Here is an 11,757-nt window from a genome sequence, read left to right as displayed (position 1 = left end):
TAACCAAATGTAGCAATCAACTCTAGGTATGGCAATTAAAGAAAGACCAGTAATCAATAAAACTATCAATTAGTTGAGCAGGATCAACTCTTCAGAGTTGTTAAATTTTGATGACACGGTACTGAGTAATTCAATTGAGTATATTGGTTGAGGTTGAAGTTAAGATTAAGGTTAAAATCGATAACCTAAACTGACAGTTAAGGCATCTCGTGTATCGCCTTTGTTATATAAAACGGTGAGATTATAATGTTTACCTATTTGCTTATTAAAACCGACTAAATACGCCCATTTATGAAGTTTAACGCCAACATCATAAGTAAAGTCTCGGTTTAAACCTTCAATAGGGCCAAGGTTGCCTTCCATGTTTGCCTTAAGATCTTGATATTCACCGCCAATGAACACTTGAGCGCGATAATCCAATAGTTGATAGCCAATAATAGGCTGAAAGGTGGCAATGGTATCGCCCCATGAATGATGGCCTTTTAATCGCGTTGAAGTATAAGTTGCTGTAACTGACGCAAAAATTTCTTTGTAACCTACCGCTAACGTTGTACCTAGTCCAACAACGTCGTAATCTAAATCTAATGGCAATTTAACTCTGCCTGGGTTACATACATCTGCCCCAGCCTCTTGTGCCGCCTTACAGGCCAATGCCGCGCCAAGCTTACCAAACCTTTCCTCTAACGCTGTTTTGATATTGCCAGTATAACTTGCATCGACAAAGGCATCGACATCCACCTTGCCAACAACCGCAAAAACATTCCAAAATGGCAAGATATTAATATCGCCACGCAATGACAATGATTTAGCGCTCACCTCACCAAAAGAGCTGCCCGGATCAAAATAATGATCGAGGTTAACGCCCATAATATCGAAGCTATTAAAGTCGACATCTAAGTTTTGTTCGCGATAGGCAAGCGACACGCCGTAAGGTAATGGCACATCAATACCTTGTCGACGAACAAGATCCGCCATTAACGGAAACATCCGATCAAGTGCTACTTTTTGTTCGCGAATTCTTGGGTCTGAGACCTCAGATAACAGCTTTTCATCGACAACAATATCACCGAGTTCATCATCATAAATGGCCACTGTTTTTATCTTAATTTTGATACTTGATGGTTTAGTATTGTAACTGCCTTTAGCTTCTATAACTTTATGGTCGATGGTAGTCACGCCATCAGCTAACTGAGCAAAATGAATGACTTGGCGATAGTCATTAATATAATGACCTTGATAAAAAAATGGTTTGTTATTAGTGATCACCATCTGACTCGGCTTTTTATCGACGACTTCCAAGTCAACATGCATAAAACGAAAGTAGGCAATGTCCTGTGGCAATTGATATTTCGAATAATTAAATGACACCACCACTTTATTATCGCCAGTTTCGATAACGTTCACTGATTTCGGATCATAGCTTTGAGAGTAGCTTCTAAGCAGATATTCAGTTTTAGTGATCTTCTCGATTTCATCAACGACATTTTTGTCGTCAGTAAAATTATTGGGGTGATATTTAATGCGAAGATCAATATTACCGATTTTATCGATAGTCTGAACCAGAAAAACTTCGGCTTTATGTTCATTACCATCAATAGTGATAACCCTATTGACGTGCTCAACAATATTGTCGCCCTGCGACAAAGAAGTAATACCTAGTTTAGGTAAATCGGGGGAAATTCCGTATTTTTCAAATATACTTTCCTGAAGGTTATCTTGAGGTGTAGCACTGACATCAAAGGTACTTTGTTCATTCATTGCCATCGTGCTAAAAGCAAATACGTACAGCAATAATGATGTGACCAACAACATACTCTTTGTCTTGTGATAATTTACACTAGCGCCATTACCTACCATAAATAGCCTTTGAACTGAGTTAAATATAGCGCTAGAACGCTTCACCTACCGAAAAATAAATAGTACTGTCATTATTGTGACTTCGCGCATAATCTAGGCGCAAATTAACGCGCTCTGCTTGCTGAATCATATATCGTACGCCGACGCCATAACTTCTAATCACCTCATCTTCAAAGCTTAACAACAAGGTATCTGACTGGACACCCGCACCGACAAACGCTGCTACCCCCCAACGTTTATCAAAGCGCCAGCGCGCTTCGGTTTCCAATTCAAACGATTGTAATGACATATATTCCGTCGATGGAAAACCTCGTAAACCAATTTGGCATGCGGCCCATAATGGCACCCTACCATCTCGTTTACAGCCTTGAAATTTCCACGCCAACGTCAAGTCTTGATGCGCTGGGTGGTAGCCTTTAACGGCTAAAGAATACGAGTCAAAGGTCGAGTCACTACCAAAGTAAGTGTCGAATTTGGTGACTCCGGCCTTTAGGTAATAACCGTCATAGGCGTTTGATGGCAAATCACGACTGTCGTAAAGGACATCGGCACCGACGCCAATCGACTCTACTTCTGAATCAATACCAAAATGAATTGAGCTGATACCAAATTCAAATGTCTGCTTTAAATCGATATAAATCGAATGAAGCCCGCCATACCAATGGTCTGCAATTTTTCGGTCAATTTCGGCATACCCTGCAACCCCAGTGATATCCCAATCTAACTCAAAATCGATACCCAGAAAGTCAGTAGATATTAGCTGTAAATTTAAATCGGCATAACCAAGGGCACCACGAAATATCCAATTATTCTTATCCCAATGGGCAACATGACCAATCGCAGCGCCTAAACTGCCATTGCTCGATTTAAATACGCCGATACCTGATGCCGACGGCGGTTGGTGCGCCTTTTGTTCAGGAGTTTGAGAATAAAAGTAACCAACGACACCCGCTAAGCCTGAGCCCAGCGACGGGTTTGAAAATGGAATGGGCGCAACCACTAAATTATCAGAGTCAAACGTTACAGGAACCTGCGAGTCGACCAGTGAAGGAATTGTTTTATTGGCATCACCTAAACGATTCGGCGATTGTTGGTCTGACGCTGAATTTGCCAGGTTCAATTCTGTCGCTTGTACCAGAGTAATCATGCTTACCGCCGCGACAAAGGTTAACAACGAGATAAGTCTCGTTAAATTTAATAACATTGATACTCCCATACATACACTCTTAGGTTGTTACAGTGCCATCTGCGCGATGCCAATAGCACATAGTGATCATCACTTTTTGTATCCTTTACTTTATATTACTAGCAATTTCAATTAATTGTGAAGTGTGCTTTAACAAGTATTTATCATTGACTTGCTTGTTAGTGATGAAAATACCACCTAATATTGAGTATAATAAAACCAACTATCACCACTTAATTATTAAATACTTTCTATGCTCACAGCTGAACGTTCGTCTCAAAAATTAAGTTATTACCTGTTAGCGGCTGTCGTTATTATTTGGCTCTATAGCCTTTGGGCTGATCGGGTCACACCAATGACTTCTAAAGGGCAAGTACACGCTTTTCTCGTCAAAATATCGCCAGAAGTATCTGGAAAAATTATTGAGGTTGCTATTAAAGATGATCAAGTCGTCAACACTGGCGATCTGCTGTTTAAAATAGATCCTCGACCTTATTTATTTGCCTTAGAAAAAGCGCAAGCCAAACTGCCCACGACGTTAAAAAATTTGCAGTATCAATATAGTTTAAGTGCAGTTCCTAATGCGAGCCCCAGCGTCGACGGAGACCCAACCAAATCCAAACGGTCTGTGCTCAATCGAAACGAATTTGACAATGCATTATATGCATCAACATTGGTTCATGAACGGTTACAAGAAGCCAAAGCACAGCTAATTCATATTAAACAGCAATTTCCACGTGCGCAGCAGCCACCAGAGCTTCAAGCAATTTTTGCCGAATTAAGTCTTGCCTACCTTGAACTGAGTCAAACAGAAATAACAGCACCAAGTTATGGAGTAGTAACCAATGCACAACTCAGCATTGGGCAATATGTAACCCCTGGCAGTTCAGTAATAACCTTTATCGATCCAAGTAAGGTTTGGATTGCCGCAATGATGCGAGAGAACTCTTTAGAGTTTGTAAAACCTAATCAGGTTGCAAAAATCGTACTTGATGCACTACCAGGAAGAACCTTTCAAGGGGAAGTGATCAGCATTGGTTGGGGCAGCAGTGGCAGCAATAATACCGATGCCAATACCGGCTTTTTGTCCGTTCAGCCAGCCACCGTAGACGCCACTCGCTACCCTGTTAATATTGCCTTCGCTGAAAATGAAGTTCCCAAAAACATCAGATTTGGCTCAAAAGCAACGGTCACCATTTTCACTCAGCAGAGCCTTATAGGTGAATGGATTGCAAATGTTTGGATGTGGTTATTGAGTATCTGGAAATATGTTTCATAGCAATGCAAATGGCGTTATTCGGCTTGTTTTTACGCCATTATTGGTATTATTTGGTTTGCACTATTACCAAGTACCATTGCCTATCGTTGCGCCAATATTTATTATTATATTTCTAACTACTACGCCAACCAAACCGCCAATTTCCCTATTAGTTAAGATATTTTTCATCTTAGCTATTGTTAGTACGTTTTTAACTGGGGCTATCCAATTGCTGAGAAGTTCAGTATTAGGTTTGGCTATATTTACCTGGCTGATCTTTTTTATCAGTTTTAGTCGAAGTCATTCAAAGCCTGATGATATTGCAGCAACGCTCTTGATTATTATCATGGTGGCAGCAACCGTATTACAGCAACAATACCTGCTACCATTAAATAATTTGTCTTGGATGTTAATGGTGCATGCTGGGTTAGCCCTTGCCAGTGTAATTATCAGCTATTGGCTATTCCCTGGCGCAGATTTAATCACAAAACCCAAGCATCCCCTGCTGAGTCAGTTGAGCGTTGGCAAATCGACCGTTGTATTAAAAACCACTGTGATGTTTTTAGTATTAGAAGTACTCGTACTTTTGGACAATGAACAATCACTATTAATTGCGGTCACTTTAGGAAGTTTATTAAAAGTACCCAATGTTCAAGGACATCATACCTTTAGCAAACATAAACTCTTAACTACCATTGTCGGCATGCTATTTACAATACCAGTGTTACTGGTTTCCTTAGCTAATTTACCGTTATGGCTGATATACGGAATTAGTCTTTTTTGTGCTCTTCAACTCGTGTGTTTTGCCATCAGAATGGATAGTCGGTTATTGATTTATCAATTACTGCTGACCAACTTTATTATTTTGATTAACGATATAATACAAAGCCATGGTGCAGAGTCATTATTCATTGAATTATTAAGACTAAGTTCCATTATTGTGGCCATTATCATAGGGGCAACTGTCGTTAATTTGACCGAAGAAACCGTGGAGAATTTATCACACCATGAACCGTCTTAACGGTTATGTTCAGTACTAGTCATGCACTTTTATACCTCAAAAAAACACTCATTTACGTTGGGGATTGCCGCCATAGCCAGTTTTCTTGCAGAAGGTTGATAAGCTGGTGTACACATTAATTTATGCTGGTTTATACGAAAAATAAGTAAAAAAAACCCTGTAAATACAGGGCTTTAATTTATTTCATGTTTACACTTGAAAAGTTGGAAATTTAGAACGGAATATCGTCATCAAAATCGATAGTTGGCTCTTGAGGATTAACCTTAGGTGCATTTTGCTGAGCTGGTGCCTGGTTATAGCCACCTTGTTGTCCACCTTGGTTATAACCACCTTGCTGCTGTGCTGGTTGGTTAAAGCCACCTTGTTGGGCAGGCTGTTGATTAAAACCGCTTTGCTGGGCTGGCTGTTGCGCAGGAGCTTGATTGTAGCCACCTTGCTGTGGTTGTGCTGGTTTGAAACCACCTTGCTGCTGTTGTGGTTGATTAAAACCACCTTGCTGTGCAGCTTGTTGTGGCGCTTGGTTAAAACCACCTTGACCTTGTTGCTGGAAGCCACCCGACTGACCACGTGAGTCTAGCATTTGCATATCATTAACAATAATTTCAGTGGTGTACTGATCTTGGCCTTGTTGGTTTTGCCATTTACGTGTTTGTAAACGACCTTCAAGATAAACCTTCGAACCTTTCTTTAAGTATTCACCAGCGATTTCTGCTAAACGCTGATACATGACAATACGATGCCACTCAGTTTTTTCTTTTTGCTCACCTGATTGTTTATCTTTCCAGGTTTCACTAGTTGCTACAGTAAAATTTGCTACAGCGCCGCCGTTTGGCATAAAACGAACTTCAGGATCTTGTCCTAAATTACCAACAATTATTACTTTATTAATACCACGACTGGCCATGTACTTTTCCTATTTACAGTTGGCAGTAATACACATTTACTGACTATCATTTCACTGAAAATCGCCGAATGATTATTCAATGAATTATTGTTCATCTGAGCTGATCGATTCTATCACTGTGCGTCTTAGTTCGGTAGTGCCAAAACACATTTCCCAACAAATAATTTATTCTTTACCTGTGAACAAATGACTTGATAACACATCTTTAATATCACTAGGGAGCACTGCGCTTTTTTGCGCTTTATAATCAAAATAAACCATAACCGCTGTACCTTTGGCAACTCGTTGACCCGCTTGCCAAAGCTCTTGATAAACATCAAACGATGAGCCACCAATTCGACCAATAAAGGTATGTACTTCCATTTCTTGCCCATAAAACATTTGTGCTTCAAACGAGACATCAATTTTAGCCAAAATTAATGGCCAGTTTTTTATATCCAGCTCGGGGGTAAATATTTTGAATACCGGAGTTCTTGCCCCTTCAAACCAAATAGGCACCATAGTATTGTTAATGTGCCCTAATGCATCGGTATCGCTAAATCTTGGCGTAATTATTTCTGTAAACATGAGTCATAAAGCCTAAGCTATGAATTTGATTGTCACATCATATCTGGTTTATCTGACTTTGTTTATCGCTTTTATTTTGCAATTAATCGCGATTAGCTATAGTTTTTTCATAGGCTTAGCTACAGTGGCAAGATAATAAAAAAGAGATCCGACTATGAAAAAAATAATCCTTCTATGTAGTGTGCTTTTATCAGCCACTGTATTTGCAACTCCCGGTGCTAAAGCACCAGATAAAGACACTGGTGATGGCCCTTATAAGCGTTTAATTTTACGTGGTGGCATCATGGTCAGCGGTGAAGGTGCCCCTGCCCAAGGGCCAGTTGATATTGTGATTGAAAACGATCGCATCACCCGTATTGTTAATGTTGGCAACCCTGGTGTTCCAATTAAGCCAAAGTATCGTCCTGAAGCAAAAGAAGGCGATAAAGAAATTAACATTGAAGGCCAGTATATTTTACCGGGCTTTATTGATATGCATGGTCATATTGGCGGCAGCGCCGATAATATTCCAGCGGAATATGTTTTTAAATTATGGCTTGGTCACGGTATTACTACGGTTCGTGAACCGGGTAGCTTTAATGGTGTTGATTGGGTAATGGACCATGTAAAACGCAGCAACGACAACACCATTGTTGCACCGCGCATTATTCCTTATGTTGGTTTTGGTATGGGCTTGGATGAGCCAATCACTACACCAAAGCAAGCACAAAAATGGGTGAAACAAATTGCTAAACAAGGCGCCAAAGGTATTAAATTCTTTGGTGCGCCACCTACAATTATGAAAGCCGCATTAGATGAAGCCAAAAAGCAAGGTTTGCGCAGTATGATGCACCACGCGCAACTTGAAGTAACCAATATGAATGTGGTTGATTCGGCGCAATTAGGCTTAACTACCATGGAACATTGGTACGGCTTACCGGAAGCTTTATTTGAGCACCAACACATTCAAAACTACTCACCTGATTACAACTACAATAATGAACAAGATAGATTTGGTGAAGCTGGCCGTTTATGGCAGCAAGCCGCAGAGCCAGATACTGAAAAATGGCAAACAGTTCGTGATGAGCTGCTAGCGCTTGATTTTACCATCAACCCAACGATGACCATTTATGAAGCCAGCCGTGATTTAATGCGCGAGATGAATGCTGATTGGCACAAAGAATATACGCTTCCTACATTGTGGAATTTCTTCCAACCAAACCGTTACGCCCATGGCTCTTATTGGTTTGACTGGACGACAGATGATGAAATTGCCTGGAAAAAGAATTACCAGCAATGGATGACCTTTTTAAATGATTATAAAAATCATGGAGGTCGTGTCACCACAGGCTCTGATGCTGGCTATATCTTTAAAATTTATGGATTTGGTTATATCCGTGAATTAGAGCTACTGCGTGAAGCAGGCTTTAATGCGTTAGAAGTCATTGAAGCAGCCACAATTAATGGCGCTGAAGCATTAGGTATGGCAGATGATATTGGTTCAATTCGCGTAGGCAAAAAAGCCGATTTAGTGGTTGTCAGTGAAAACCCATTACGCAACTTTAAAGTGCTATACGGTACTGGGCATTTCAAATTAGATGACAATAACCAACCTACTCGCACCTCGGGCATTAACTACACCATTAAAGATGGTGTTGTTTATGACGCTAAAGAGTTATTAACTGACGTTCGTGCTATGGTTGAAAAGGCAAAGAACGAACAAGCCAAGAGTACAAAGGCCAAAACAGAATAAGCAAAAGTAAACTTTGTTTAAAAAGCTAAAAATTAAAAAGGGGCATATGCCCCTTTTCTTTTGTCGTTAACGTTAATCGTTACGTAAATATTTGTCCGCTGTTAAAGCCAGAACTTAATGTGCCTTTAGAAGTGCACTTCGACACCAGCATAAACACCATCAACATCAATATCGCTGTATAAATCACTTAAATCATTTAGTTCAAGTTTAACCGCGCGATAGCCCGCCATGATATTAACGTCAACCATAACATTATCGATCAGGTCATAACTGACACCAACTTGATAGTCATACAAAGTATGATCGTCAAACGATAAGAAATTACCTTCAGCAACTAAGTTTAAGCCAGTAAACATTAACCCGATTTCTGTTGATGCATAAAGTAATGGCACAATTTCAGAAAACTTATTTTTACCAGAATAATCTATAACAATTGGATTGCCTTCTGGATCGGTTGATTCTACTTGCGAGGTTAATAAGGCATGACCATCAAAATCACGGGCGGTAATACCAAAATCAAAAGACAATGCTCCGTTATCGAACAGTTCATAATATAAAGTGTAATCTCGATAATCTAAGTCAAACTTAGCATTTACTGTGCTACCGGCAACAAAGGTTTCACCACCAAATTCAAGTTCATCAGTTAAGGTAGTTACCCCTTTAGTATCAAGCGTTGACTGTGACACTTTAATGTTAGGTATCACTGGAAACGGGTGTTCAACTTCAATATAAAAACTCGCTTGTTGCTCATCGTCAAAGTCAAATGGCACTAAATCAGATGATTCCGCAAATGCGCCTTCAGTTGACGTTGCCCATACTTGACCACCAATGTAGACACCAACTACATCAGCTTGTGCCGTTGCTGACAACATACAGCTTAAACTTGTTGCCAATAATGCTTTTTTCATTTTTTATCCTTGACTTAATAGTTCATTTAAATCGATTAATGCGGCATTTGCCCGTGAAATATAATTAGCCATGACCAATGAATGATTGGCTAATAAACCAAAGCCATCACCATTAAGGATCATTGGGCTCCATACACTTTCTTGACTCGCTTCTAGCTCACGAATAATTTGTTGCACACTAACTTGGGCATTTTTGTTGACTAAAACGTCATTGAAGTCGATGGAAATTGCCTTGAGAAAATGCAGTAGCGCCCAACAAGCACCGCGAGCTTCATAAAATTCATTATCTATTTGCCACCAGCTGGTTTTCATTGCCAGATGTGAGGCAGAGGTTGTTGATTGTTTTGCCTGTTTGTCACCGGCAAAACTAGTATCAATTACATCACGTCCAACACTAGCACTTAAACGCTGAGAGTAACTACCTAAGCGCTTTTGTACCTTGCTTAACCAAGTGCGTAAGTTATCGGCTCGAGTATAAAATTGCGCATTTTGCGTTGAAGCGTCAGCTAAATTAGTGCGATAAATATAAAATTGATCAATCGCTTTTTGATATTCACTTTCCGCTGCAGGTACTACCCAGCTTTTGTGATCAATATTCAATTTGGGTTGGGCAATTTTTAATTGGTCATTTTCCAGAGATTGCGACTGTGAGCGGCTAAACTCCTGACGCATAACCACCGCCATATCGCGCACCATTTCCAAGACACCGAACTCCCAAGACGGAATATTATCGAGAAATACCGACGGCGGCAGCACATCATTACTTAAATAACCGCCGGGTTTATTTAATAACGTTTCAGTTACGCGAATTAAGGTAGTTGTGGTGGTATAGCCAACCACTGGCATGACATTTTCTGCGCTAGCGTCAGCAGTCACTTCAGCTTGCACGTCAAACTCACTTGGCTCAAAGCTCCAATAAACACCGAGTAAATACAAGGCAATTACCACACCGGCAATCACACTCAGTACTTTCTTGTAGGTTATATTTACCGTCATATCGAACTCCTAGTGGTGATGATGTTGTGACTTGGCTTGTTTTATACTTTCAACCGGTAGCATAACCGTAACTGATACTGGTGACTGTGGTTCAGCACCGTCAAACAACAAAGTGACTTCAACAGTTTTTCCTGCTTTTAATGAGGCATCAACGCCGAACATCATCAGGTGGTAGCCCATAGGTTGTAGCTTAATCTGGGCATTGGCTTCAATTGCTATCATGGGAACTTGTCCCATTTTCATCATGCCATCAGTCATAACATGTTCATGAATTTCTATTGTCGGAATATCTTCGCTTTTTGCCCCGACTAATTTGATGGTTTTTGATGATAAATTATCAATGGTCATATAGGCAGAAGTGATTTTGTTACCCGGAATCACTTCACGAATATAGCCATTTGAAACTTCAACCTCAGCGGCATAAATGCTGTGCGCCGCTAAAGAAAGCGCAATTGTACTGAATATACGGTAAAAAAATGTCATCTCGTCTATACATCCTTTTGGAGAACTATTATTGTTGTCTGCCTGTTATTGTAACCAAGCTCGATCGAAATGGATAACTTAATTCTAACAAATGAGGCCAGTGGCATACTAACTATTACTTTGAATCGGTTAGAAAAAAAGAATGCACTGATTACCTCTATGTATAATAAATTGTGTGAACTGTTTAATTATGCATCCAACGAATCTTCAATACGCTGTGTCGTTATTCAAGGGAGCACCGAATGTTTTTCCGCTGGCAACGATGTTGGCGACTTTTTAAATTCCTCTCCTGATGAAGAACTCGCCGCTGTTAGCTTTATCAAAATACTGGCTAAATTTGAAAAACCAATTGTTGCTGCAGTTGCAGGGCCTGCAGTCGGCATTGGCACAACCTTGTTACTTCACTCTGATGTAGTCATCGCTGCCGACAATGCTAAGTTTGCCTTAATTTTCACCCAAATTGGTTTATGTCCTGAAGCTGGTTCTAGCATTATCCTTCCGCAATTAATTGGTCATGTTAAAGCATTTGAGTTGCTGGTATTGGGTGAAAGCTTTAATGCAGAAACCGCATTATCACTGAACTTAATTACGAAAATTGTTGATAAAGACAAGCTATTTGATACCGCTCAACAATATGCTAATCGCATTGCTCAATTGCCTCAACAGGCATTAAGTGTTTCCCGTCAATTGCTTAAGCAAGCGAATGCATCATTGTTAGAACAAACGATGACCAAAGAAGTTGAGCTATTTACTGAACTTTTACAAACGGATGATTGTAAAACAATACTGTCGAAATTCTTAGGTAAGTAATCACTTCATTCCAAAATACCAGTCAGCACATTATT

General features: G+C 40.0%; 11 protein-coding genes. 4 read left to right on the top strand and 7 right to left on the bottom strand.

The features are described from left to right. Window positions 1-171: 171 nt before the first annotated feature. Together ACOB82_RS04605 and ACOB82_RS04600 are read right to left on the bottom strand one after the other, a co-directional pair. Window positions 172-1,812 carry a hypothetical protein gene (locus ACOB82_RS04605; RefSeq protein ID WP_448211764.1) on the bottom strand — a complete coding sequence of 547 codons (1,641 nt, stop codon included), beginning with the start codon at window positions 1,810-1,812 and terminating at the stop codon, window positions 172-174. 76 nt (window positions 1,813-1,888) lie between these two features. Further along, window positions 1,889-3,061 carry a BamA/TamA family outer membrane protein gene (locus tag ACOB82_RS04600; RefSeq protein WP_448211763.1) on the bottom strand — a complete coding sequence of 391 codons (1,173 nt, stop codon included), beginning with the start codon at window positions 3,059-3,061 and terminating at the stop codon, window positions 1,889-1,891. 235 nt (window positions 3,062-3,296) lie between these two features. On the opposite strand from ACOB82_RS04600, the gene ACOB82_RS04595 reads away from it, so the two are divergent. Then, window positions 3,297-4,322 (top strand): HlyD family secretion protein, encoded by a 1,026-nt coding sequence (locus tag ACOB82_RS04595; protein WP_448211762.1) that lies wholly within the window; start codon window positions 3,297-3,299, stop codon window positions 4,320-4,322. Beyond that, a complete protein-coding gene (locus ACOB82_RS04590; RefSeq protein WP_448211761.1) occupies window positions 4,312-5,322 on the top strand; it encodes a multidrug DMT transporter permease in 1,011 nt (336 codons plus the stop codon). Before ACOB82_RS04595 ends, ACOB82_RS04590 begins: the two co-directional genes overlap by 11 nt. Before the next feature lie 211 nt (window positions 5,323-5,533). Here ACOB82_RS04590 and ssb read toward each other — a convergent pair whose 3' ends face one another. Both ssb and ACOB82_RS04580 read right to left on the bottom strand, forming a co-directional pair. Then, window positions 5,534-6,226, bottom strand: coding sequence for a single-stranded DNA-binding protein (ssb, locus tag ACOB82_RS04585; protein WP_448211760.1), 693 nt, complete (start codon window positions 6,224-6,226; stop codon window positions 5,534-5,536). 165 nt (window positions 6,227-6,391) lie between these two features. Beyond that, window positions 6,392-6,793, bottom strand: a complete 402-nt coding sequence (locus ACOB82_RS04580; RefSeq protein ID WP_448211759.1) for an acyl-CoA thioesterase — start codon at window positions 6,791-6,793, stop codon at window positions 6,392-6,394. Between the two features lie 154 nt (window positions 6,794-6,947). Here ACOB82_RS04580 and ACOB82_RS04575 point away from each other — a divergent pair, with 154 nt between their 5' ends. After that, window positions 6,948-8,525 (top strand): amidohydrolase family protein, encoded by a 1,578-nt coding sequence (locus ACOB82_RS04575; protein WP_448211758.1) that lies wholly within the window; start codon window positions 6,948-6,950, stop codon window positions 8,523-8,525. A 125-nt stretch (window positions 8,526-8,650) separates the two neighbouring features. Here the strand turns inward: ACOB82_RS04575 and ACOB82_RS04570 are convergent, their stop codons facing one another. From ACOB82_RS04570 to ACOB82_RS04560, 3 genes are read right to left on the bottom strand one after another with little or no spacing between them, the layout of a single operon-like run. Continuing rightward, a complete protein-coding gene (locus ACOB82_RS04570; RefSeq protein WP_448211757.1) occupies window positions 8,651-9,433 on the bottom strand; it encodes a TIGR04219 family outer membrane beta-barrel protein in 783 nt (260 codons plus the stop codon). Between the two features lie 3 nt (window positions 9,434-9,436). Further along, window positions 9,437-10,429 carry a DUF2333 family protein gene (locus tag ACOB82_RS04565; RefSeq protein ID WP_448211756.1) on the bottom strand — a complete coding sequence of 331 codons (993 nt, stop codon included), beginning with the start codon at window positions 10,427-10,429 and terminating at the stop codon, window positions 9,437-9,439. A gap of 9 nt (window positions 10,430-10,438) precedes the next feature. Beyond that, window positions 10,439-10,912 (bottom strand): copper chaperone PCu(A)C, encoded by a 474-nt coding sequence (locus ACOB82_RS04560; RefSeq protein ID WP_448211755.1) that lies wholly within the window; start codon window positions 10,910-10,912, stop codon window positions 10,439-10,441. Window positions 10,913-10,981: 69 nt separating this feature from the next. On the opposite strand from ACOB82_RS04560, the gene ACOB82_RS04555 reads away from it, so the two are divergent. Continuing rightward, window positions 10,982-11,722, top strand: coding sequence for an enoyl-CoA hydratase (locus ACOB82_RS04555; RefSeq protein ID WP_448211754.1), 741 nt, complete (start codon window positions 10,982-10,984; stop codon window positions 11,720-11,722). Window positions 11,723-11,757: the final 35 nt, after the last annotated feature.

It is taken from the genome of Colwellia sp. MEBiC06753 (assembly GCF_053470325.1).
This window is presented reverse-complemented; position numbering and strand designations above follow the sequence as displayed.